20 protein-coding genes, 4 tRNA genes and 1 pseudogene are annotated in these 21,920 nt (G+C 60.0%); 10 read left to right on the top strand and 15 right to left on the bottom strand.

From position 1 onward, the window contains the following. Positions 1-71: 71 nt before the first annotated feature. Complete coding sequence (locus F8N21_RS20540; RefSeq protein ID WP_150643849.1) at positions 72-2,306, bottom strand: DNA internalization-related competence protein ComEC/Rec2; 2,235 nt, start codon at positions 2,304-2,306, stop codon at positions 72-74. 135 nt (positions 2,307-2,441) lie between these two features. On the opposite strand from F8N21_RS20540, the gene F8N21_RS20545 reads away from it, so the two are divergent. Continuing rightward, positions 2,442-2,957 carry a DUF2062 domain-containing protein gene (locus tag F8N21_RS20545; protein WP_150643850.1) on the top strand — a complete coding sequence of 172 codons (516 nt, stop codon included), beginning with the start codon at positions 2,442-2,444 and terminating at the stop codon, positions 2,955-2,957. 107 nt (positions 2,958-3,064) lie between these two features. Here F8N21_RS20545 and F8N21_RS20550 read toward each other — a convergent pair whose 3' ends face one another. From F8N21_RS20550 to F8N21_RS20560, 3 genes are all read right to left on the bottom strand, one after another. Continuing rightward, positions 3,065-3,844 carry an ABC transporter permease gene (locus F8N21_RS20550; RefSeq protein ID WP_150643851.1) on the bottom strand — a complete coding sequence of 260 codons (780 nt, stop codon included), beginning with the start codon at positions 3,842-3,844 and terminating at the stop codon, positions 3,065-3,067. After that, positions 3,841-4,773, bottom strand: a complete 933-nt coding sequence (locus F8N21_RS20555) for an ABC transporter ATP-binding protein (protein WP_150643852.1) — start codon at positions 4,771-4,773, stop codon at positions 3,841-3,843. Before F8N21_RS20555 ends, F8N21_RS20550 begins: the two co-directional genes overlap by 4 nt. Before the next feature lie 132 nt (positions 4,774-4,905). Further along, complete coding sequence (locus F8N21_RS20560; RefSeq protein WP_150643853.1) at positions 4,906-5,529, bottom strand: glutathione S-transferase family protein; 624 nt, start codon at positions 5,527-5,529, stop codon at positions 4,906-4,908. A 320-nt stretch (positions 5,530-5,849) separates the two neighbouring features. On the opposite strand from F8N21_RS20560, the gene F8N21_RS20565 reads away from it, so the two are divergent. Together F8N21_RS20565 and F8N21_RS20570 are read left to right on the top strand one after the other, a co-directional pair. After that, positions 5,850-8,297 carry an acyl-CoA dehydrogenase gene (locus tag F8N21_RS20565; protein ID WP_150643854.1) on the top strand — a complete coding sequence of 816 codons (2,448 nt, stop codon included), beginning with the start codon at positions 5,850-5,852 and terminating at the stop codon, positions 8,295-8,297. 92 nt (positions 8,298-8,389) lie between these two features. Further along, positions 8,390-8,788, top strand: coding sequence for a PA2817 family protein (locus F8N21_RS20570; RefSeq protein WP_150643855.1), 399 nt, complete (start codon positions 8,390-8,392; stop codon positions 8,786-8,788). A 107-nt stretch (positions 8,789-8,895) separates the two neighbouring features. Here F8N21_RS20570 and F8N21_RS20575 read toward each other — a convergent pair whose 3' ends face one another. After that, entirely contained in the window at positions 8,896-9,882 is a 987-nt protein-coding gene (locus F8N21_RS20575) for a LysR family transcriptional regulator (protein ID WP_150643856.1), read from the bottom strand. A gap of 92 nt (positions 9,883-9,974) precedes the next feature. On the opposite strand from F8N21_RS20575, the gene F8N21_RS20580 reads away from it, so the two are divergent. From F8N21_RS20580 to F8N21_RS20590, 3 genes are all read left to right on the top strand, one after another. Next, positions 9,975-10,601 carry an alanyl-tRNA editing protein gene (locus F8N21_RS20580; protein ID WP_150643857.1) on the top strand — a complete coding sequence of 209 codons (627 nt, stop codon included), beginning with the start codon at positions 9,975-9,977 and terminating at the stop codon, positions 10,599-10,601. 92 nt (positions 10,602-10,693) lie between these two features. Continuing rightward, positions 10,694-11,464, top strand: a complete 771-nt coding sequence (locus F8N21_RS20585; RefSeq protein WP_150643858.1) for a 2OG-Fe(II) oxygenase — start codon at positions 10,694-10,696, stop codon at positions 11,462-11,464. Between the two features lies 1 nt (position 11,465). After that, positions 11,466-12,104 (top strand): LysE family translocator, encoded by a 639-nt coding sequence (locus F8N21_RS20590; RefSeq protein ID WP_150643859.1) that lies wholly within the window; start codon positions 11,466-11,468, stop codon positions 12,102-12,104. Positions 12,105-12,229: 125 nt separating this feature from the next. Here F8N21_RS20590 and F8N21_RS20595 read toward each other — a convergent pair. From F8N21_RS20595 to F8N21_RS20610, 4 genes are all read right to left on the bottom strand, one after another. Continuing rightward, positions 12,230-12,305: transfer RNA gene (locus F8N21_RS20595), tRNA-Gly, on the bottom strand. Positions 12,306-12,308: 3 nt separating this feature from the next. Next, positions 12,309-12,384 (bottom strand) — tRNA-Glu (locus F8N21_RS20600). Between the two features lie 104 nt (positions 12,385-12,488). Beyond that, positions 12,489-12,564, bottom strand: a tRNA-Gly gene (locus F8N21_RS20605). Positions 12,565-12,566: 2 nt separating this feature from the next. Then, positions 12,567-12,642 (bottom strand) — tRNA-Glu (locus F8N21_RS20610). Between the two features lie 363 nt (positions 12,643-13,005). Here F8N21_RS20610 and F8N21_RS20615 point away from each other — a divergent pair. Continuing rightward, positions 13,006-13,776 carry a hypothetical protein gene (locus F8N21_RS20615; protein WP_150643860.1) on the top strand — a complete coding sequence of 257 codons (771 nt, stop codon included), beginning with the start codon at positions 13,006-13,008 and terminating at the stop codon, positions 13,774-13,776. A gap of 258 nt (positions 13,777-14,034) precedes the next feature. Here F8N21_RS20615 and F8N21_RS31510 read toward each other — a convergent pair whose 3' ends face one another. The 3 genes and pseudogenes from F8N21_RS31510 to F8N21_RS20625 form a co-directional block, all read right to left on the bottom strand. Next, complete coding sequence (locus tag F8N21_RS31510; protein ID WP_412071658.1) at positions 14,035-14,916, bottom strand: methyl-accepting chemotaxis protein; 882 nt, start codon at positions 14,914-14,916, stop codon at positions 14,035-14,037. After that, a pseudogene (locus tag F8N21_RS31515) lies at positions 14,902-16,056 on the bottom strand (HAMP domain-containing protein); the annotation flags it as partial. The pseudogene F8N21_RS31515 and the gene F8N21_RS31510, both read right to left, overlap by 15 nt. Positions 16,057-16,409: 353 nt before the next feature. Further along, positions 16,410-16,691 (bottom strand): GNAT family N-acetyltransferase, encoded by a 282-nt coding sequence (locus tag F8N21_RS20625; protein ID WP_150643861.1) that lies wholly within the window; start codon positions 16,689-16,691, stop codon positions 16,410-16,412. A 642-nt stretch (positions 16,692-17,333) separates the two neighbouring features. Here F8N21_RS20625 and oprI point away from each other — a divergent pair. Continuing rightward, the gene (gene oprI, locus F8N21_RS20630; RefSeq protein ID WP_003172710.1) at positions 17,334-17,585 is read left to right on the top strand and encodes an outer membrane lipoprotei OprI; all 252 of its coding nucleotides are present in this window, start codon (positions 17,334-17,336) and stop codon (positions 17,583-17,585) included. 124 nt (positions 17,586-17,709) lie between these two features. Here oprI and F8N21_RS20635 read toward each other — a convergent pair whose 3' ends face one another. The 3 genes from F8N21_RS20635 to F8N21_RS20645 all read right to left on the bottom strand — a co-directional run bounded on the left by F8N21_RS20635 (position 17,710) and on the right by F8N21_RS20645 (position 19,831). After that, a complete protein-coding gene (locus F8N21_RS20635) occupies positions 17,710-18,678 on the bottom strand; it encodes a L,D-transpeptidase family protein (protein ID WP_150643862.1) in 969 nt (322 codons plus the stop codon). Positions 18,679-18,876: 198 nt separating this feature from the next. Then, positions 18,877-19,170 carry a hypothetical protein gene (locus tag F8N21_RS20640; protein ID WP_019692935.1) on the bottom strand — a complete coding sequence of 98 codons (294 nt, stop codon included), beginning with the start codon at positions 19,168-19,170 and terminating at the stop codon, positions 18,877-18,879. Between the two features lie 55 nt (positions 19,171-19,225). Further along, positions 19,226-19,831, bottom strand: coding sequence for an arylesterase (locus tag F8N21_RS20645; protein WP_150643863.1), 606 nt, complete (start codon positions 19,829-19,831; stop codon positions 19,226-19,228). A 10-nt stretch (positions 19,832-19,841) separates the two neighbouring features. Between F8N21_RS20645 and F8N21_RS20650 the strand changes: the two genes are divergently transcribed. Both F8N21_RS20650 and F8N21_RS20655 read left to right on the top strand, forming a co-directional pair. Continuing rightward, a complete protein-coding gene (locus F8N21_RS20650; protein ID WP_150643864.1) occupies positions 19,842-20,525 on the top strand; it encodes an ABC transporter ATP-binding protein in 684 nt (227 codons plus the stop codon). After that, positions 20,525-21,920: ABC transporter permease (locus F8N21_RS20655; protein WP_412071657.1), on the top strand; the 1,396-nt coding region annotated here is incomplete at its 3' end. The genes F8N21_RS20650 and F8N21_RS20655, both read left to right, overlap by 1 nt.

The raw sequence follows: 21,920 nt of genomic DNA on the forward strand, positions 1-21,920 counted from the left end.
AAAAGTGGCTCACTCTAACATAGGGGGTCGATGCACCGAAGTACGCTATGTCGCATGGGATTTAGTCCTCTTTACCTGTTCTGCGACGGTGCCTCACGCCAAAAGCGCCGCTGGTCGCGCAATCCCCGGGGCCCGTCGAAAGTCCCGAGCTGCAGACGCAGCGCGCCTTGTTCAACGCTGTCATAGGCCTGAATGCCCAACTCCCGGTAACGCTGCAGCACCTCGGGGTGCGGATGGCCGAAACTGTTACCGAGCCCCCGGGAGATCAACGATGCCTTGGGCCGCAGCACCTCGAGAAACTCCCGGGACGACGAACTGCGGCTGCCGTGATGAGGCGCCTGCAACCAGTCCACCGGTTGCGCCATGGGACTTTTGAGCAGGGCCCGCTCGGCGCGGGCGTCGATGTCTCCTGCCAACAACAGGCGTTCGTCCTTGGCCTCGACCCGTAACACGCAGGAATGCTGGTTGCTGTCACCGGCGGCCGACCATTGCCACAGGGAAAACCTGACCCCATCCCATTCCCAGTTCTCGCCGGTCATACAAGACTCAGCCTGCAGCACGCCGGGCAGGTCACCCGGCTCGCCACTGAGCACCCGCTTGACCGGCAACCCGCGATGCACTGCAACGGCGCCACCGGCATGGTCGGCATGGGCATGGCTGATCAGCAGCAGATCCAGCTCGCGGATTCCCAGCTTGCGCAAGGTCGGCAACACCACTCGCGCCCCCAGGTCATGCTCGGCGAAACGCGGACCGGCGTCGTAGAGCATCGCGTGCTGGCGAGTTCGCAGGATATAGGCCAGACCCTGACCCACATCCAGCTGCCAGACTTCCACCTCGCCCACCGGCACCTTGGCGCCTGGCGCAAAAACGGCCAGCAACAGCATCGGCCAACCCAGCAATCGCAACGGTATGCCTTTGGGCAACAGCAGCAGCACCGCCCCCAGGCCACTCAGCGCCCAGGCCCAGACCGGCAGCGCCTGCGGGACCCAGGCCGGCAGACCGGCGGCCATCAGGCCCAGTACCTGGAACAAACCGTCGAGCAGGCCGCCGGCTACCCACAACAGCCCTTCGCCGAGATACGGCACCGCTAGCAATACGGTACCCAGCAAGGCCAGGGGTAATACCGCGAGACTGATCCAGGGCACCGCCAGCAGATTGACCAACGGTCCGCTGAGGCTGACCGGCAGGCCGAGAATCAGCAGCATCGGCAACAAGCCGATAGCGATCAGCCACTGGGCACGACTCCAGGCCTGCCACCACTGCCAGGCGCCCAGCCGACCGCTGAAGGTAAAAATCAGTACCGCCACCGCAGCGAAGGACAGCCAGAACCCCGGCTGCAAGCTGGCCAGGGGCTCCAGAATCAACACCCCGTTCAGCGCCAGCAGCAGCGGCCACCAGGCTCCCAGATGACGGAAGCGCAACCGCCAGAGCAATACCAGACCGAGCATCACACAGGCCCGTTGCACCGGAACCTGAAAACCGGCCAACAGGCCATAGCCGAGCGCCGCGGCAAATGCCAGACCGCACGCCCAGGGCAACCAGGGCCAACTTCGAGGCCAGCAGCCATAACGTGCCAGACCGGCGACCAAGGCGTAGATCAATCCGGCCAGCAACCCGATGTGCTGACCGGAAATCACCAGCAAGTGCACCGTGCCGGTGTCCTGCAGCACGCGCCAATCCTGTGTGGTCAGGCCGGAACCATCACCCAGTACCAGCGCGGCCAGGGCACCGGCGCGGCCGTTGGCGTCGACATCCAGCAAGCGCTGGCGGAGTCGGTCGCGCCACGCCCACTGCGCCGGGGCCAGCAATTGACCGTCCTTGACCGATCCAGTGGCACCGATTCGCCTGGCCAACAATTCGGCTTCGGCATCGTTGCCGTGGGGATTGAGTAATCCATGGGGCCGCTTGAGCTTGACCGCCAGGCGCCAGCGCTCGCCACTCTTGACCGGCGGCCCGCCGTGCCAGCTCAGGCGCATTCGCCGGGGCAGCACACCCCGCCGCGACTGGCTGTCCAGCAGTTCGAAGCGCACGGACTGACCGTTGCTCTGCGGCAAACCCGTCACCCGCCCTTCAAGCCACAGGGTTTTCCCGTCGAGACTGGGCGACAGACGATCATCGAGTGCCCACTGCGCCGAGAGACAGGCCCAAGCCAGGCCGAGCAGGAAAAATGCCAGTGGATAAGTGCGAAACGGCAACAACATCAGCGCCACTACCGGCAGCATCAGCAATAACCCGACCGGCGGCAACCACGGTAAAAACCGCAAAGCCAGAAGACCCAGCGCGAGCGCGAACATCCCTATGCGCATACAACCATCCTTGAGCGATCCCCCTCTTGGATTAGCTGACCTGCAGGTACGCCGTTTTATTAATTGTCACAAAGTCTGAATTTGCCTTCGGGAGAATCCGGGCATACTGGTCGCCTGAACCGACCGAGAACCCCAATGCCCCGGCGCCTATTCAAACGCTACATGCCAGACCCGACCAGCATCAGGGAACACAAGTCCTTACGCTTTCTCGGCAAGCTGCTGCATGACCCGAACCTCTGGCACCTCAATCGCCACTCGGTGGCACGGGCGATGGCCATCGGGCTGTTTGCCGCGTTCATACCGATTCCGTTGCAAATGCTGCTGGCGGCCTTTCTGGCCATTGCTGTGCGCGGCAACCTGCCGATTGCCGTCAGTCTGGTCTGGCTGACCAACCCCATCACTATGCCGCCAGTGTTCTTTTTCACCTATCAGATCGGCGCCTGGCTAATGAACTCCCCCGCCAGAACCCTGCCTGACGAGTTGACCTGGGAGTGGATCAGCGGGCAGTTGTCGACCCTGTGGCAGCCTTTCCTGCTCGGCTCGGTCGTCGCCGGCCTGGTGCTGGGTGCCCTCGCCTATTGCCTGACCATGGTCTATTGGCGCTGGTGGGTCGGCCGGCAATGGAAGAAGCGCAAGAAAAACCGCCTGTAGGCGCTGCCGCAGGCTGCGATCTTTTGATCTTCGGCGCCTATGCGACTGTTGAAGGTGCCGGGGGAAGCCAAAGAACAATATCAAAAGATCGCAGCCTGCGGCAGCGCCTACGTGCGCATGCCACGGCCGCTGACCAGCAGCCGGGCACATCCAACGTACAGCACCACCGTCGCGACCAGCATGAAGGTGATGGCCACGCTGATCCTGATATCCGAGACCCCAAGAATACCGTAGCGGAAGGCGTTGACCATATGCAGCACCGGGTTGGCCAGCGACACGGTCTGCCAGAACGGCGGCAACAGGCTGATCGAGTAGAACACCCCGCCCAGGTAAGTCAGCGGTGTCAGCACGAAGGTCGGGATAATCGAGATGTCGTCGAAGTTGCGCGCGAACACGGCGTTGATAAAGCCCAGCAGCGAGAAGATCGTCGCGGTCAGTACCACCACCAGAATGGTCACGCCCAGGTGATGCACCTGCAGGTCGGTGAAGAACAGCGAAAGCATTGTCACGATCACCCCGACCATCAGCCCGCGCAACACACCACCCAGTGTGTAGCCAATCAGAATGGTGTGTGGTGAAACCGGCGAGACCATCAGTTCTTCGATGGAGCGCTGGAACTTGCTGCCGAAGAAACTCGAGACCACGTTGCCGTAGGAGTTGGTGATCACCGACATCATGATCAGCCCGGGCACGATGTATTCCATATAGGTGAAACCACCCATATCACCGATCTGCCGACCGATCAGATTACCGAAGATCACGAAGTACAGAACCATGGTGATCGCTGGTGGCAGCAGAGTCTGCGGCCAGATCCGGGTAAAGCGCCGGACTTCACGATAGACGATGGTATTCAGTGCGACGAGGTTGGGTTGCAGCTCGGAACTCATACTGCCACCTTCGCCAGATTTTTCTCCACCAGGGACACGAACAACTCCTCGAGGCGATTGGTTTTATTACGCAGGCTCAACACTTCGATGTTCTGTGCCGCCAGTTGGCCGAACAGCGCGGTGATGCCCACCGCTTTATCGACCTGGACTTCCAGGGTGTGGCCGTCAACCAGGCGGTTCGGATAGCCGATCAGCTGCGGCGCAACCTTCGTGTCGTTCTTCAGGTCGAGCAGGAAGGTCTCGACATGCAGCTGGCTGAGCAACTGGCGCATGCTGGTGTTCTCGACAATCGTGCCGTGGTCGATGATGCCGATATTGCGGCACAGCTGCTCAGCCTCCTCCAGATAATGAGTGGTGAGGATGATGGTGATGCCTTTCTGGTTCAGCTCGGTGAGGAAGGTCCACATCGAGCGACGCAGTTCGATGTCCACCCCGGCCGTCGGTTCGTCGAGGATCAGCAGACGCGGCTCATGCACCAGCGCCCGGGCGATCATCAACCGACGCTTCATGCCGCCGGACAACGAACGCGACGGCACATCGCGCTTGTCCCACAGACCGAGCTGGGTCAGGTACTGCTCGGCCCGCTCCTTGGCCACTTTGGGCGGAATGCCGTAATAGCCGGCCTGAGTCACGACAATGTCGAAGGTCTTTTCGAACTGATTGAAGTTGAACTCTTGCGGCACCACGCCAATGCAGCGCTTGAGCGCGGCTGGCTCGCGGTCGAGGTCATGACCAAAGATATTCACCGTGCCGCTGGTCTTGTTCACCAGGGTCGAGAGAATGCCGATGGTGGTGGATTTGCCGGCACCGTTGGGGCCGAGCAAGGCGAAAAAGTCACCTTCGGCGACATCCAGATCGATACCACTCAAGGCCTGGAAACCGTTGCCGTAGGTTTTGGTTAGCTGCCGGATGGACAGAGCGGAACTCATATCGGATTTACGCACCAGGAAGGGAAGGAAAGTTACAAATAAGGGCGGACCGCACGCAATACAACGGCGGCGCAAGACCAATGGTGCTTGTCGACGCCGCACAAGTACAGTCACCTGTATTGATAGTCAGTATTAAGTCAAAGCGGTCATCACCGCCTTGCGGTAGGCGGGGCGCTGCTGCAGACGCTCGTACCAGGCTTGCAGATGGGGCATCTGTGGGCGCTCGATGGGCATCTCGAACCAGGCATAAATGAAGCTGCCCAAGGGGATGTCGCCCAAGCCAATCTCCTCGCCGGACAGGTACGGTTGCTCGGCCAGCGCCTGATCGACCATCGCCAGCAACTCGACACAGGTATCGCGCGCAGCATGAATCCTTACCCAATCCTGCTGATCCGCCGGGGTGCGCAATACGCCCCAGAACACCTGACGGAACGGATCGGCAAAGGTCGACGTGGTCCAGTCCATCCATTTTTCGGCAGAGGCACGTGCCTGCGGATCCGCCGGATACCAGACCGAGTCGGGGGCATGTCTGGCACACAGATAACGCACAATGGTGTTGGATTCCCAAAGTACAAAGCCGTCATCTTCGATGACCGGGACTCGGCCGTTGGGGTTCATCGCCCGGTACTCGGGAGTGTCGACCACGCCGAAGGCGCCGCCTGCATCCACCGCCTCGTAGGTCAGGCCGAGTTCTTCGGCGCACCAGAGTGCCTTCCTGACATTCGACGAATTTTTCCGACCCCAGATCTTCAGCATGACCGCTCCTTAGATAGATGAATGCCGGGGCAGTCTACGCCGGATCAGGCGCGAGACAAATCGGTCTGCGCGCGCAACGTCTCGGCGAACTCCACTCCCCAGGGATGGTCACTATTGAGACGTCAGACATGACGTTTCGGCCAGATATCAGCGTTTGCCGCTCTGTATGCGGACGATTTCAACAGTCTGCCATCGCGATAACCGTCAAATTTCAGCCAATGTTTCCTACAAATTCAAACACATCGCTCTTACCTCCCTTTTTGCGGATGCCGTCTAAGCTCTGAGGGTGGTTTTGCCCCTGGTTTCACGGAGGATTAAATATGCTGTTGTTGTGGATACTGGTTCTGGTGGTCGGCATTGCGTATCTGGCACATCGGCGCATCGCGCCTCTGCCCGGGTTGGGCGTGGTTGCCGTCTACCTGCTGGCGATGGGCGCCTTCAGCCATGCACCAGGCTGGCTGTTGCTGCTTTTCTGGGTGCTGCTCGCGGCAGTGGCCGCGCCCCTGTTGCTGCCGGACCTGCGTCGCAAATACTTCACGGCGCCGCTGTTCAGCTGGTTTCAGAAAACCTTGCCACCCATGTCACAAACCGAGCGTGACGCGATCGATGCCGGTACGGTCTGGTGGGATGGCGAGCTGTTCAGCGGTCGTCCGGACTGGAACAAGCTGCTGGCCTATCCGAAAGCGCAACTGAGCGAAGAGGAACAGGCATTCATCGATGGCCCGACCGAAGAGCTCTGCGCCATGGTCAGCGACTGGCAGATCGGCCAATCGATGGACCTGCCGCCGGAGGCCTGGGAGCACATCAAACAGCACGGCTTTTTTGCCCTGATCATTCCCCGGGAGTTTGGCGGCAAAGGTTTCTCGGCCTACGCCCACTCCCAGGTAGCGATGAAACTGGCGACCCGCAGTGGCGACCTGGCCTCGACCGTGATGGTGCCCAACTCCCTCGGTCCGGCCGAACTGTTGCTGCATTACGGCACCGACGAACAACGCAACCATTACCTGCCCCGGCTGGCCCGCGGCGACGACATTCCGTGCTTTGCACTGACGGGTCCGCTGGCCGGTTCCGACGCCGGGGCGATGCCGGACACCGGGGTGATCTGCAAAGGTGAATGGGAAGGCAAGGAAACCCTCGGCCTGCGTCTGAACTGGGAAAAGCGCTATATCACCCTCGGCCCGGTTGCCACCTTGCTCGGCCTGGCCTTCAAGGCTTATGACCCGGATCACTTGCTGGGCGACAATGAAGACCTGGGCATCAGCCTCGCGCTGATTCCGACCGAGCTCCCCGGGGTGGAGATCGGTCGTCGCCACCTGCCGCTGGGTGCCGCGTTCATGAACGGCCCGAACTCCGGCAAGGATGTCTTCGTCCCGCTGGAGTTCCTCATTGGCGGCCAGGAGATGCTCGGCCAAGGCTGGATGATGCTGATGAACTGCCTGTCGGTCGGGCGCTCGATTTCACTGCCAGCGGTCGGCACCGGCGCCGCCAAGTTCACCAGCCTGGTGAGCGGCCAATATGCCCAGGTGCGCGAGCAATTCAACGTGCCGTTGTCAGCCTTCGAAGGGATTCAGGAAGCACTGGCGCGAATCGGCGGCAATGCGTGGCTGATGGACAGTGCGCGGATGCTCACCGCCAACGCAGTCGACCTTGGCGAAAAACCCTCGGTGCTCTCGGCGATTCTCAAGTACCACCTCACCGAACGCGGCCGCGAGTGCATCAGCCATGCGATGGATATTCATGGCGGCAAGGCCATTATCATGGGTCCGAACAACTATCTGGGGCGTAGCTGGCAAAGTGCGCCGATCTGCATCACCGTGGAGGGCGCGAACATCCTCTCGCGCAACCTGATGATCTTCGGCCAGGGGGCGATTCGTTGTCATCCGTTCGTACTCCAGGAAATGGCCCTCGCCGACCGCGAAGACCAACAACAGGCGCTGATCGAGTTCGATGGCCTGCTGCTCAACCACATCGGTTTTGCCGTGAGCAACGCCGCCAGCACCCTGGTGCTGAACCTGGGCCTGGGGCACTTCGAACACGCACCGGGGGACAAGCTCAGCCAGGGTTATTTCCGTGCCCTCAACCGGCAGGCCGCAGCCTTCGCCATGCTTGCCGACCTCAGCATGATGCTGCTGGGCGGCGAACTGAAACGTCGCGAACGCCTGTCCGCACGCCTCGGCGATGTGCTGAGCAATATGTATCTGGCCTCTGCCGCACTCAAGCGTTACCACGACCTCGACTCGCCGGAGCATATGTATCCGCTGTTCGCCTGGGCCATGGAAGAAAGCCTTGGCCAAGCCGAACGGGCGCTGGACGAACTGCTGAGCAACTTCCCGAACAAGCTGATCGGCTGCCTGCTGCGGGTGGTGGTGTTTCCGTTCGGCCGTCGGCACAAAGGCCCGTCGGACAAACTGGGGGCCGAAGTGGCCGCGGTGATCGGTCGCGCCAAAGGCGATCCGACCCTCGAAGAGTTGCTCGGTGGCTGCTATCGCCCGCAATCGGCCGACGACCCGGTCGGCGCCCTGCAACACGCCTGCAATCTGTTGAACTCGGCGCAACCGCTGCAGAAAAAACTGCAGCTGGCCCTCAAAAGCGGCCAGCTCAAACCCGTCGCCGGGGAACCCATCATCGATGCCGCGCTGGAGGCTGGCGTCTTGCAACCGGGTGAAGCCCAGACCTTGCGCGAGGCAGAAGCGGCGCGGCGCAAAGTCATCGACGTCGACGATTTTACCCAGGAGCAACTGACCCTCAGCGAGGGCAAAGTCCGCTAAGTCAATCCGTACAGCTGTTCAATTATGAAAAGCGGGCGCCGGAGTTATATACTCTGGCGCCCGTTTTGCTTAAGTTCTAGAGGACTCCCGTTATGCTCGACCACACTCTCGCCCTGCTCGCACACCTGCGCAGCATCCTGGTCGCCTTGGGTGAAGCCGAACAGGTTCCGGAAGAAAGCCACGAGCTGTTCCTCGAACGCTTCGATGAACTGATGCTGCAGCTGCCGGTCGATCCGATCGAAAGCCAATACCTGGGCCAGGACATTCTTTGCCAGGTCATCGCCCGTTATCCGCAGATTGCCCATCTCGTGCCACGCGACCTGCTGTGGTACTTCGCCGGCGACTGCCTGCACTTCATGCCCGACGACGAGATCGACCTGTACCAGGCCCTTGAAGATCGTCGTTATGAAGCCGAACAAAACGACGAACCCTTCGACTGGAACCAGGAAAAGCAGCTGCTGTCGATGTCGAATCAGGGCAGCAAGCACTGATCCACGATCGGTAACCAAAAAGGCCCGCACGGTTAAACCGGCGGGCCTTTTTTATCGCCCATCCCCCTGTAGGAGCTGCCGCAGGCTGCGATCTTTTGATTTTGCTATTAAAGCACCCCATCACTCTCCGGCAGCTCGTACGCCCGGCTGCCAGCCACCTTTCCAGGCTTGCCCAGGGTCGGCTCCTTTCCCAGGCACTCCACCAGATAATCGATGAGCACCCGCAGCTTCGGCGGCATATAGCGCGTCGGTGAATACAACAACCAGGCTCCGCCGTGATACGACGCGAGGAAACTCCAGTCCGGCAGCACCTGCACGATCAGTCCCTGCTCCAGCGCATGGCGCGCAGTGAAGTACGGCAAGCTGCCAATCCCGATATGCTCCAGCACCGCCCCCAACCGCACACCGGTGTGATTGGCCGCATAACGTCCGCGCACGCCCACGGTCACCGCCTTGGTGCCCTTCTTGAATTTCCAGCGCGCATCGCTCGGCGTTTCGCCCAGATAAATACAGCTGTGGTTGAGCAAGTCATGGGGATGAGTCGGCGTGCCGTGTTCCGCCAAGTACTGCGGTGTGGCGCAGAGCAAATGGTCGATGGTCAGCAACTGACGTCCGACCAGGCCTGCCGGAGGTCGATCGGTGATGCGGATCGCCAGATCGACGTTGTCATCAATCAAGTCGACCTGACGATCCTCGAGCAGCAGTTCCACATCGACTTTGGGATATCGGCGCAAGAATTCCGGCATATGCGGATGAATCACAAACCGCCCCACCGCCTTGGGCACACTCACCCGCACCAGGCCCTCGGCTTCATCGGTGTACTGGCCGCTGATTTCCATCACCGACCTGGCCGCACTGACCATCTCCTGGCAGCGCTTGAACACCTCTTCGCCACCATCGCTGAGGCGCAACTTGCGGGTGGTGCGTTGCAGCAGTCGAGTGGCCAGGGCCTTCTCCAGCCTCGAGATGCTGCGGCTCACCGCAGACGGTGACGAGCCCATTTGCCGGGCCGCTTCCGAGAAGCTGCCGGTCTCGACAACCTTGACGAAAATCGCCATTTCACCCAACAAGGGCAGTGGTAGATTTATGCTCACAACGCAAAAGTCCATTGATGTTTGAATGGATTATCACGCAATTCCTCCCTCCCTATAATAAAAAACAGAAATTCAATAAGAGTATGGAAAATATGACACTGCGCCTTTTTTTCCATAGCGATGACCTCAAAGCCAATGTGGAAGTCCTGGATTGCACACCCCACGAGAATGAATTTGCAGTGGTCCTGCGCGCGACACTCTTTCACCCTCAGGGGGGCGGGCAGCCCTGTGATACCGGCTGGATCGGCGACAGCCAGGTATTGCGAGTCGCCCAGGACCCGGACCGGATCGTCCACTACGTCAGCCACCCGGTAAATGTGGGAATGGTCCAGATTCGAGTGGATGAACAGCGCCGCCAGTTCAACAGCCGAATGCATTCGGCTGGCCATCTGATCGGCCACTTCGCCGAAACCCTCGGTTGGACCCCGATCAAAGCTCACCACTGGCCCGGAGAGGGGCGGGTGTCCTTCAAACCAGGAGAAAGTCCGCGGAACTTTGACCTCGAGACCATCCAGAACGGCGTGAATCAATGGATTGCCGATGACTTGCCGCGCTTGATTTCCCTACGCGAGGGCTCCCGTGAAATCGGCTTCGGCGAGTTGCCCGCTTACGGCTGCGGCGGCACCCATATACGGCGTCTGTATGAACTGGGCACGGTCAAGATCACTTCCCTCTCGCAGAAGAAGGGAACGCTAACCGTTCATTACAGCGTGGACTGAACCCTCGGACGAGCCGCGCAACTCATTGCCAGGAGCAGGGATAGCCCCCGGGGCGCGGGATCGATCACCAATCTGATAGATGGACCTTGAACATGATGCTTGACGTCGAGCGTCTCGATGAGACGTGCATAAAAAAACTTGTCCACGAAGAAGTACTCGCCATTCGTCTCAAAGGCTTTCTGCCAAAACCCCAGGCGCTGCGGATCGGCGACAAGATTCTCGCTCCCGGTTTCGAGGGCTATCTCAACGCCCCCAGCATTGGCCGCATCGGCATGGCGTTTTACGAGGCGCAAAATCAGCCGTTGCTGATCGAAGACTACTTTCATTGCGCGGCGTCAAACATCGCAGAACTGCGTGCGCGTTGTGCACCTTATGCCTCACCGATCGACACCCTGCGCTGCATGCTCGATGAGTGCTGGCCGGTCGGTGCGCACCTGGAGAACATTTACGGACGCAAGATGTATGTCGGCCTGTCACGGGTGGTGAACCCTGGCGTGTGCTTCCTCGCCCACCACGACATTTTCGCCAAGGATGCCCCCGACAGCCTTCAGGCCCACAGCCTGGAGGCGCAACTGGCCTGCAACGTCTACCTGAATATGCCGCCCGAAGGCGGTGCTCTGCAAATCTGGAAGGACGACATTTCAGCGGATCGATTCGATGAAATGCGCGGCGACAGCTACGGCATCGACCCCGCGCTGCTTGGCCCTCCTTCGCTGGAAATTCGCCCGGAACCGGGCGACTTCATCATGTTCAATTCGCGGCGCATGCACTCCGTCACCCCGGGTGTATCCGACCCACGCTTGAGCCTGTCCTTTTTTGTCGGCTATCGGGGCAATACCTCGCCCCTTACTTACTGGAGTTGAAATGCTTTCGAACTACCTGGGCGAATTTCTCGCATTAGCCACGATTCACTTTCTGGCGGTGGTCGCCCCCGGGCCGGACTTTGCGGTCACCATCCGCCAGAGCGTGCGTTACGGTCGAGTAGTTGGCCTGTGCACGGCCATCGGCATCGGCGCAGGCATTTCGGTGCATGTGCTTTACACCTTGCTCGGGGTTGGCGCGCTGATGCACAGCACGCCCTGGCTGCTGAGCGTCGCCAAGGTCGTGGGTGGCGCCTACATCCTCTATCTCGGTATCAGCCTGCTGCGCAGCAAAGCGAAAACCGCGGTTGAAGGCGGCACTGCCCTGCCGGAGCAACTGGAACGCCAGACCTTGCCCAAGGCCTTTATGACCGGATTCCTGACCAATGCCACCAACCCCAAGGCCACACTGTTTTTCCTGGCGATTTTCACCACGGTGATCAGCGCATCGACTCCACTGAAGATTCAGGCGCTTTACGGGGTCTGGATGTGCTTTGTGAATGCACTGTGGTTCGTCATCGTCGCGCTGTTCTTTTCCAGCGCCCGGGTGCGACTGCTGTTCATGCGCATGGGCCACTGGTTCGAACGGACCATGGGCGTGATCCTGATTCTGTTCGCCGGGCGCTTGATTCTGTCGATGTGATTCGACACACCACGCAAAAGGCTCGCTCAGTATGACTGGCGAGCCTTTTTTATCGTGTCGCGTCAGCGGGTGACAAATCACGCACACACAAAAACGCCGCTCAATGAGCGGCGTTTTTGTAAAAATGGAGCGGGAAACGAGACTCGAACTCGCGACCCCGACCTTGGCAAGGTCGTGCTCTACCAACTGAGCTATTCCCGCAAATGGCGTCCCCTAGGGGACTCGAACCCCTGTTACCGCCGTGAAAGGGCGGTGTCCTAGGCCACTAGACGAAGGGGACACGCTGACCGGAACACATGGTGTGTGTTCCAGTGTCCAGCCCCGCATCCGAAGACTTGGTTCTGGTTTCACTCAGCCCTGCCCGAAAGCAACGCTGTTTAAAATTGGAGCGGGAAACGAGACTCGAACTCGCGACCCCGACCTTGGCAAGGTCGTGCTCTACCAACTGAGCTATTCCCGCAATGGCGTCCCCTAGGGGACTCGAACCCCTGTTACCGCCGTGAAAGGGCGGTGTCCTAGGCCACTAGACGAAGGGGACACACGTACAACATTCACTACTTACTGCGTTTCGCTCTGTGCTTTACGCTGTAAGTGGCGCGCATTCTATGGATGGATTGTCAGGTCGTCAACCCCCAGATATAAATTTATTTAAATCAATGACTTCGCTGTCCTTTAGAGCACCGTTTCAGGCATTGATGCGTCGAGGATCTGACGCCTGTATTCCGTCACCTGACAAGGCGCTATAGTCCACGCCTACGAATGATGGCAATCTGTACCCCATACAGCAAGCAATCCCGAACCTGCGTAAAGGCTCGGCTCAACTCGTCGTACGAGCCTATGCGCCTATATACATAGCCACTACACTCGACTCGCACGCGAACCCTATAAAGAGGTCTTAACGGTGACACCACTCATGATCACCCTGCTAGTAGTAGCCGGGATCGTAATACTGATCGCCATTGGCTACATGAACCATGTAGTGGAAAACAACAAACTGGAAAAGGCCCGCACTAAGGTCGAACTCAATGATCGCCTGCGCCGTTGCGGGGAAATCACCGAGACCTTCCCCGGTCAGTTGATGACACCAGCCCTCAAGCTGCTGCTGACTCGACTGGAACTCAATGTCTCCCAGCGCTTGCTGCACCTGAACAAGTCCGACTCCACTACAAAGGTACGGATAGCCGAACTCAACGCACTGGTCGCCCAGGGCGAGTCGATCCCGGTCAGCAACCCTCCAGCACCGATCCAGACCGAAGCCAAGGCCAAGGATGTACGCTTTCTACTGGAGGCCTTGCATGGCCAGGTAACTCGGGCGGCACAGGATGGTTTTCTGCCAACCAATGAGGCCAAGCACTGGGTCAAAGAGATTCGTCATATCCTGGTTCTGCTGCATATCGAGTTCTTCAACAACCTCGGACAACACGCCCTGCAACAGAACCAGCCCGGCCAGGCACGCCTGGCATTCGAACGTGGCGTGCAGTATCTGCGCAAACAGCCGGACCCGGTGGTTTACTCCGAGCAACTCAAGTACCTGGAGAAACTCCTGGCGCGGGCCAACTCGATGGTGCTGACCAACATTCAGCCGGCGGAAGATGAAGTCAACGAGCTGACTGAAGGCCTGAAAACCGTTGAGGCCGATGCTGACTGGAAGAAAAAAGCGATATACGACTAAGCGGTGTCGCTCGCCGCGCGAGCCATTCGTGCGGCGAGCGGCGACAGCGTGACCGGACGTCTTCGCGGACAAACCCTGATGTCGTAGCAGCCTGCGTTCGGCTGCGAAGCAGTCGCAAATCCTGCTTGCACGGCTTGTCTGGAATACCGCAGCGCCTGATTTTACGACTGCTGCGCAGCCGAACGCAGCCTTCGGCAGCTGCTACGGTTCGCGTAATGTCTTAAATGACTGCTCCTACCCCAATCCAAAGCTAGCGCCCTACAACCGGAAATGCCCGACCATCCCCTTCAGCTCTGCCCCCAACTGCGCCAGCTCGATACTGGATGCGGCGTTGCCCTGCATCGCCAGGGAGGACTGATCGGCACTGGCGCGGATGCTGGTCACGCTGCGGTTGATCTCTTCGGCAACCGAGCTTTGCTGTTCGGCGGCAGCCGCGATCTGCTGGTTCATCTGCTGGATCAACGACACTGCCGCGGCAATGCTGCCCAGCGCGCTTTCGGTCTGCAAGGCATCGCTGACCGCCAACTTGACCAACTCGCCACTGCTCTGGATTTGCTGGACTGAAGCCTGCGCGGCCGAGCGCAAGGCGCTTACCAGCCGTTCGATTTCCTCGGTCGATTGCTGAGTACGCTTGGCCAGCGCCCGGACTTCATCAGCCACTACCGCAAACCCCCTGCCCTGCTCACCCGCACGCGCCGCTTCGATGGCTGCGTTGAGCGCCAACAGGTTGGTTTGTTCGGCCACGCTCTTGATCACCCCAAGCACGGTGCCAATGTTTTGTATTTGCGCACTGAGGCTTTCGATGCTGGTGCTGGCCGAGGTGGCTGAGTCTGCCAGCTGCTCTATACGCTGCATACTCTGGCGGACCACCTGCTGACCACTCTCAACCTTGTCGTCGGCCCTCTGTGCAGCCTGCGCCGCCTCTTCGGCATTGCGTGCCACGTCATGCACCGTGGCCGTCATCTGGTTCATCGCAGTGGCGACCTGATCGGTTTCTTCTTTCTGGCTGCTGACTTCGAGATTGGTCTGTTCGGTCACCGCCGACAGCGACTGGGCCGAACTCGCCAACTGCTCGATACCGGCCTGCAAGCCACTGACGATGCTGCCGAGCCCGGCCCCCATCTGCTGCATCGCCAGCATCAGTTGGCCGATTTCGTCACGCCGGGTAACCTCGACCGTCGAGCTGAGATCCCCCGCCGCAATTTGTTGCGCAACATGAATGACCCTACGCAGTGGCACAACGATCAATCGGGTGATCACCCAGGCGGCGATCAATCCGACCAGCAGCGCCAATGCCGACGAGCCGACAATCAGCATCGAGTTGTTCTTGAGCTCGACCTGCATCGACCGGTCTTCAGCCGCATAAGCCTGATCAACCCGCTCGACCACTTGTGCGGCGCGCTCATGCAGTTGCAGATAGACCTGTTTCTCTTGCGCCAGCAAGCCGGTGTATTCGCCCAGCTTTTCGCTGAAACTGGCGATATGCCCGGCCACTTCGTTGAGGACGGTCTGATACCCCGCATCCTTGACCGCCGTCTTGAGTTGTTCGGCCTGGGTCAACGCTTGCTCGGCCTGTTCGATCTTGCCTTGCCCCGCGCGCTCGTCCTCGCCCTTGCGGCTCTGATCCAGGCGCACCCGCGCTTCGTTCATCGCCTGCAGCATCAGCCGGGAGACCTGACTGACCTGACTGGCCTGCTCGATAAACTCTGCGCCCTCCTTGCCCTGGGATTCTTTCAGCGTGTAGGCGCCATCATCGGCCAGACCGGCCTGGAGCACATCGAGATTATTGGCGACACTGGAAACCGACCAGCTGGCCATTTCCAGCGCCAGGTCTTTGGCCTGGGCCAGTTCGACGAACTCATCGAAGCTTTTGCGATAGGCAGCAAGCGCTTGTTCGACATCGTTCATCACCGGCACGTTGGTGGTCGACTGAGCCTTGAGCTGCGTCGCCAGCCCGATCAGGCCATCAACGCCTTCATGCAAGGCATCGACGGTTTCCGGATCGCCATGCAAGGCATAGTCCTGCTCCAGCAAGCGCACTTTAAGCAGGCTGCTATTAAGCGCCGACATTTGCTTGAGACCCTCGAAGCGCTGACTGATGGTCTGCAGGGACCAAACGCCAATGGCCGCCACCAGGGCCGTCAACAGCAACACCAGAACAAACCCGACACCCAGCTTTTTCGCCATACCGAGGTTGGCAAAACGTCTTTGCACGGCCGAAATCATTGCGCTCAGTCCCCATCCGATACCCAATGGCAGAAAGGCCATTTTGCTATTCATGCAGATTCGCAATGGGCTGCCCTTGAGCACAAGTCTCGGGCGTCGGAATAATGGCAAAAAGCTACGCCAAGGTCGTTTTCAGGATGGTCGAGGTCGATCCGACAGCGCCGTGACGCGGGAAAACGTCCAGAATCCTGGGTAATGGGTGCAGGGCCAAATTTGCCGGCCTGCCAAGTGGGCCGCCGTCGCGGCCGTCACCAAACGTCAACAGACCCTAGGCTTTTTTTCATAAAAAACGCCCCGAGCCAACAAGGCCCGGGGCGCTTTAGAGATCAATAGCCCTGGATCGCATAGCGCAATGCTCAGGTAAACCGCTTTGCCAGGCAGGCCCGGGATTACCGGTGTGCCGGAGATCAGAGCTTCGCGGCGTGCCGCTGGTGACGCTCCATGTAGCGCTCCACATAAGAGCACGACGGAATCACTGTGTAGCCCATTTGCTCTGCGTACTCGAGCGCCTGTTCGGTCAGCGCAGCCGCTATGCCGCGACCACGCAGGGCGTTGGGCACGAACGTCCGATAGATGTCCAGGGTCTGCTTACCCAGGTCCATATAAGTCAGGTAGGCACGATGACCGTCCACATTGGTCTCGAACTGATGACTGGCCTGGTCATGGTGGATGGACAACGCCTCGCTCATCACTACTCCTCGCGGGTCTTGAATTTTGACCCCTACCTTACCGATGTTTTTCCGGCGAAGGAACATCTACGCCACCCCGTGCCTGTCTGGACACCGAGAAAAGCTTACCGATCTCGCACAGCCGAGCACGTTACAAATAGTAGGCACCATTGTTGAAATTGCTCAAGGCGCGCTCGTCATCGCGTAGCTCCCGCGGATACAGCCCGGTACGCGTAGAGGCGGCCCGACCTGCGATTGCCTGGTCGAAGCCGGTGCATTGCCGGAGTCGATTCTTGAGACGAACGCCCCTTCTTAAAGTCACCTCTACAGAAACAAAGATACGTGAACCGCCCCGCAGATTCTGAACAAAAGTGTAGACCGATCAATATAGACCGACTTCCCCCAACAATCTGAAACAACATCGGACAACAGCCCCAGCTTATGCTAGACAATGTAGCGACTAGCCCAGCGCGGGCCTCGCAGCTGCATGCTTTCTATACAGATTCATGAAAAGTTGCTCGAAAAAGAATCAGGGATTAGAATTTTTACAGCTTCTTGCGCTAACTCAGTTTACTTACTACAAGTAATGGGTAGTATGTACGCCGGCTGTTTCCTCACTCTGAAGAGATAGCTATTAATTGAAAGTCCTTGAAGGGGAACACGATGAACAACGTTCTGAAATTCTCTGCTCTGGCTCTGGCCGCAGTTCTGGCTACCGGTTGCAGCAGCGTCTCCAAAGAAACCGAAGCACGTCTGACCGCAACTGAAGACGCAGCAGCTCGCTCCCAGGCTCGTGCAGACGAAGCCTATCGTAAAGCTGATGAAGCTCTGGCTGCTGCTCAAAAAGCACAACAGACTGCTGACGAAGCTAACGAGCGTGCTCTGCGCATGCTGGAAAAAGCTAGCCGCAAGTAATAGTCCTTCGGGATTGTTATCAAGCCGATCCATTCTTGGATCGGCTTTTTTATTGCCCGGCATTTCTGTCGACAATAAAAAACCCGCCGTAGCTGTGAAGCTGCGACGGGCTGTTTTCGAGCCGTTACTGTTGCAGATCGATCGGCGCGCTGGAGACCATGGACCCGGTGCCCGGTATGGCAATCTCTACCGGAAGGCCATCTTCAGCGGCTACCACGTCACGCACCACATCCCAGTTCATGCGCACGTTATTGGCCAGGTCTTCGCGCTTGAGCAAGGCATTGATCACCGCAGTGTGCTTGTCGACGACTGACGGATTGCCATTGTCATCCAGCGGCGTATGGGCTTCCAGATAGACCTTGCCGCCACTGAGGCCGAACTTGTATGGATCGCTGATGATGCGCACCGAGGTGCCCACTGGCACCATACTGGCCATTTCCAGCACGTTATTGTTGAACATGCGGAAGCAGCCATGGCTGGTACGCATGCCAATACCGAACTTCTTGTTCGAACCGTGAATCAGGTAACCCGGAGTGCCCAGGGTGAACTTGAACGGCCCCAGCGGGTTGTCCGGGCCTGCCGGTACGACGTTTGGCAACGGGTCGCCATCGGCAAGGTGCTCGGCCTTGATCGAGGCCGGAGGGGTCCAGGTCGGGTTCGGGGTTTTCGCGACGATACTGGTGTGGGCGATCGGCGAGCCCCAGCCTTCACGGCCGATGCCGAGCGGAAAGGTGTAAACCACATCCCGGCCTTTGGGGTAGTAGTACAGGCGGTATTCAGCCAGGTTGATCACGATGCCTTCACGCGGGCCCGGCGGCAGGATGAAGCGCGTCGGCAACACCACCTCGGTGCCCGCCCCCGGCAACCATGGATCGATACCCGGGTTGGCCGCAACCATTTCCAGATAGCCGAGATCATAGGTCGTACCCAGGTCGGCGAAGGTATCTTCGTACTTGGCCTTGACCACTTGCACCTGACCGACGATATCTTCGCCTGGTGGTGGTAATGGCAGCTCCAGGGCTGCAACGGGGCCGGCAACACACAGTGCGGCAAGAGACAGGCAGCGGGTGACGGCAGGAAAACGCGGCAACATCCGGAAAATCCTTCGCATGATCAACGGGTAAAAAAAGGGATTGTACACCGCTGTCCACCGCTTCGGGAGCCGAGGCGACGAGGTCCAGTGCACACCGAGACAGGGTCTGGCGTAGCCTGCAATCTTTTCAAACGCCCCAAAGATCAAAAGATCCCGGCCTGCGGCAGCTTCTACAGGGCGGTGCTCCTGTTCGCCTGGTTACAGCTCGAAACGCAATTCCGGCCAGATCGGCGAAGTGCCGCGCTTTTGCGACTCGAGGATCGCCCGACACAGCGAACACAGGCGCTGGTCCTGGAAAACCGTCCGGTCGACGCTCGACCAGCGCGGCTGGGCCGGCAACAAGGTGCCGCACAGCGTACGGTCCGCCGAGCCTCCCAACTCCAATTGACGCGTCACCAGATGCACCCGGACTTCCTGGCAGGCGAACAGATCCAGCTGCTCATCAGGCTCGATCAGTTGGTAGGCAAACAGGGACCAGGCAGGACGCGGCATCGGGGGCTCCAAATCGGGGCGCCACCTTAGCCGAAAGCTTGCCTGTAGAAAAGTGTCAAAGCAGCGGTTTCAGCGCCGGCCAGACATTTTCCAGCAACTTGCCCTGGGCCACCGCCGCCGGGTGAATGCCATCGGCCTGCATCAGCTCGGGATTGCCGCCCACCCCTTCGAGAAAAAACGGTACCAGCGGGATGTTTTTCTCTTCGGCGAGGTTGCGGTAGACCTCGGCAAAAGCCTGGGTGTAACGCACGCCATAATTAGGCGGCAACTGCATGCCGAGCAGCAGCACTTTGGCACCGCTGGCCCGGGAGCTGTCGATCATCGACGCAAGATTTTGTTGCAATTGCGTTGGCAGCTGACCACGCAGGCCGTCGTTGCCACCCAGCTCGAGGATCACCAGGTCCGGCTTATGCGCTGCAAGCAGCGCGGGCAGGCGCGCCTGGCCACCGGCACTGGTGTCGCCACTGATCGAGGCATTGACCACTTTATCGGTGAAACCTTCGCTCCTGAGCCTCTGCTCGAGCAGGGATACCCAGCCCAAGCGGGTATCCAGGCCGAAAGCCGCGCTGATACTATCGCCAACGATCAGCACAGTACCCGCCGCTGCGTTCTGGGCCATGCACATCAAGGCCAGGCCAGCACTCAAAAACCACACACGCATCGGACTCTCCATGGGCGCAAGCATTCTCACAGCGCGCAACCTTAGCAAAGTGGTTCCCAGCGCGGAAGGTGAACTGACCATCCTGCACGAACTCAGCCTGGAACTGAACCAGGGCGACAGCCTGGCCATCGTCGGCGCCTCCGGTTCCGGCAAATCCACCCTGCTCGGCCTGCTGGCCGGTCTCGATCTGCCCAGCAGCGGCGAAGTGGTGCTTGCCGGTCGAGCCCTGAGCACCCTCGATGAAGATCAGCGCGCGCGAGTCAGGGCCGAGCATGTCGGTTTTGTGTTCCAGTCATTTCAGCTGCTCGACAGCCTCAATGCCCTGGAAAACGTCATGCTGCCGCTGGAACTGGATGGCCGCTCGGACGCCCGCGAACGCGCCAGGGAGCTGCTTGAGCGGGTTGGCCTGGGGCAACGCCTGAGTCACTCGCCACGCCAGCTCTCTGGTGGTGAACAGCAGCGGGTGGCGATTGCTCGTGCGTTTGCCGCGCAGCCCACTGTGCTGTTCGCCGATGAGCCGACCGGCAACCTCGACAGTCATACGGGCGAGCGCATCAGCGACTTGCTCTTCGAACTCAATAAGGAAAGCGGCACGACCCTGGTGCTGGTGACTCACGACGAACGCCTGGCGCATCGCTGCCGGCGCCAGATCCGCCTTGAAGCCGGCCTGCTGGTCGTCCCACTGGAGCCTTGATGGCACGCTTGCCGCTGTTGCGCCTGTTCAGCCTCGCCATTCGCCAATTGCTGCGCGATGCCCGCGCCGGCGAACTGCGGGTGCTGTTTTTCGCCTTGCTGGTCGCGGTGGCGGCGAGTACCGCCATCGGCTATTTCGGCGCTCGCCTGAACGGCGCCATGCTGTTGCGCGCGACCGAATTTCTCGGCGCCGACCTGCTGCTCGAAAGCAGCTCGCCGGCGCGCCCGGAACAGATTCAACGCGGCATCGAGCTGGGTCTGGAACATGCCAGGGTGGTCGAGTTCTCCAGCGTCATCGCCACGGACAACGGCATCCAGCTTTCCAGTGTCAAAGCCGCCGACGATGCCTATCCGTTACGCGGCGAACTCAAAAGTGCCGATGCCCCCTATACCCCGGAAACAGTCGGAGGCGGCCCGAAACCCGGTGAAGCCTGGGCCGAGGCCCGGCTGTTGCCGGCGCTGAACCTGAAGATCGGTGACAGCATCGATGTCGGCGTGAAAACCCTGCGCCTGACCCGGGTGCTGACCTACGAACCGGATCGCGCCGGCAACTTCTACAGCCTGACCCCGAGGGTACTGATCAATCTGGCAGACCTCGAAGCCACCGGCGTGGTGCAACCCGGCAGCCGGGTCAGCTACCGTGAACTCTGGCGCGGTGCGGCAGCCGGGCTCGAATCCTATCGCAAGTCGATCGAACCCGGCCTGGCCGCCAACCAGCGATTGCAGGACGCCCGCGACGGCAATCGGCAGATCGGCGGAGCCCTGGGCAAGGCCGAGCGTTACTTGAACATGGCCAGCCTGGTGGCGGTGTTGCTGGCAGGCGTGGCGGTCGCGCTATCGGCCACGCGCTTCGCCACCCGCCGCTTCGACGCCAGCGCCCTGCTGCGCTGCCTGGGATTGTCACGCCGGGAAACCATGCTGTTGTTCAGCGTGCAGTTGACCGTGCTCGGGCTGCTGGCCAGCCTCTGCGGTGCCCTGCTCGGCTGGCTGGCCCAACATGGCTTGTTCTACCTGCTGCATGATCTGTTGCCGAACGATGTCCCGCCCGGCGGGCTGCTGCCGGCATTCGCCGGGATCGGTACCGGACTGGTAGCCCTGGCAGGGTTTGCCCTGCCGCCACTGGCCGCCCTGGGGCGTGTTCCTCCGCTACGGGTATTGCGCCGGGACATGTTGCCTATCCCGTCAAGCACCTGGATGGTCTATGGCGCGGCATTGGCGGCGCTGGCGCTGATCATGTGGCGGCTGAGCCTGGACCTGCTGCTGACCTTCGCCCTGCTCGGCGGCGGAGTAATTGCCGCGCTGCTGCTCGGCGGCCTGTTACTGTTGCTGCTGCAAAGCTTGCGCCGGTTGCTGGCGGGCGCGCCGCTGCCGTGGCGCCTGGGGCTGGGCCAGTTGC

Origin of the sequence: Pseudomonas fluorescens, assembly GCF_902497895.1 — a bacterium.
GTDB lineage: Bacteria > Pseudomonadota > Gammaproteobacteria > Pseudomonadales > Pseudomonadaceae > Aquipseudomonas > Aquipseudomonas fluorescens_BP.

What these genes read in the sequence shown, in the direction of transcription:
- oprI (WP_003172710.1), top strand. Translation starts at nt 17,334, where the DNA reads ATGAACAACGTTCTGAAATTCTCTGCTCTGGCTCTGGCCGCAGTTCTG.
- F8N21_RS20550 (WP_150643851.1), bottom strand. Translation starts at nt 3,844, where the DNA reads ATGAGTTCCGAGCTGCAACCCAACCTCGTCGCACTGAATACCATCGTC.
- F8N21_RS20645 (WP_150643863.1), bottom strand. Translation starts at nt 19,831, where the DNA reads ATGCGTGTGTGGTTTTTGAGTGCTGGCCTGGCCTTGATGTGCATGGCC.
- F8N21_RS31510 (WP_412071658.1), bottom strand. Translation starts at nt 14,916, where the DNA reads ATGCTGGCGATGCAGCAGATGGGGGCCGGGCTCGGCAGCATCGTCAGT.
- F8N21_RS20635 (WP_150643862.1), bottom strand. Translation starts at nt 18,678, where the DNA reads ATGTTGCCGCGTTTTCCTGCCGTCACCCGCTGCCTGTCTCTTGCCGCA.
- F8N21_RS20640 (WP_019692935.1), bottom strand. Translation starts at nt 19,170, where the DNA reads ATGCCGCGTCCTGCCTGGTCCCTGTTTGCCTACCAACTGATCGAGCCT.
- F8N21_RS20585 (WP_150643858.1), top strand. Translation starts at nt 10,694, where the DNA reads ATGATGCTTGACGTCGAGCGTCTCGATGAGACGTGCATAAAAAAACTT.
- F8N21_RS20560 (WP_150643853.1), bottom strand. Translation starts at nt 5,529, where the DNA reads ATGCTGAAGATCTGGGGTCGGAAAAATTCGTCGAATGTCAGGAAGGCA.
- F8N21_RS20580 (WP_150643857.1), top strand. Translation starts at nt 9,975, where the DNA reads ATGACACTGCGCCTTTTTTTCCATAGCGATGACCTCAAAGCCAATGTG.
- F8N21_RS20545 (WP_150643850.1), top strand. Translation starts at nt 2,442, where the DNA reads ATGCCCCGGCGCCTATTCAAACGCTACATGCCAGACCCGACCAGCATC.
- F8N21_RS20590 (WP_150643859.1), top strand. Translation starts at nt 11,466, where the DNA reads ATGCTTTCGAACTACCTGGGCGAATTTCTCGCATTAGCCACGATTCAC.
- F8N21_RS20540 (WP_150643849.1), bottom strand. Translation starts at nt 2,306, where the DNA reads ATGCGCATAGGGATGTTCGCGCTCGCGCTGGGTCTTCTGGCTTTGCGG.
- F8N21_RS20565 (WP_150643854.1), top strand. Translation starts at nt 5,850, where the DNA reads ATGCTGTTGTTGTGGATACTGGTTCTGGTGGTCGGCATTGCGTATCTG.
- F8N21_RS20625 (WP_150643861.1), bottom strand. Translation starts at nt 16,691, where the DNA reads ATGAGCGAGGCGTTGTCCATCCACCATGACCAGGCCAGTCATCAGTTC.
- F8N21_RS20650 (WP_150643864.1), top strand. Translation starts at nt 19,842, where the DNA reads ATGGGCGCAAGCATTCTCACAGCGCGCAACCTTAGCAAAGTGGTTCCC.
- F8N21_RS20570 (WP_150643855.1), top strand. Translation starts at nt 8,390, where the DNA reads ATGCTCGACCACACTCTCGCCCTGCTCGCACACCTGCGCAGCATCCTG.
- F8N21_RS20555 (WP_150643852.1), bottom strand. Translation starts at nt 4,773, where the DNA reads ATGAGTTCCGCTCTGTCCATCCGGCAGCTAACCAAAACCTACGGCAAC.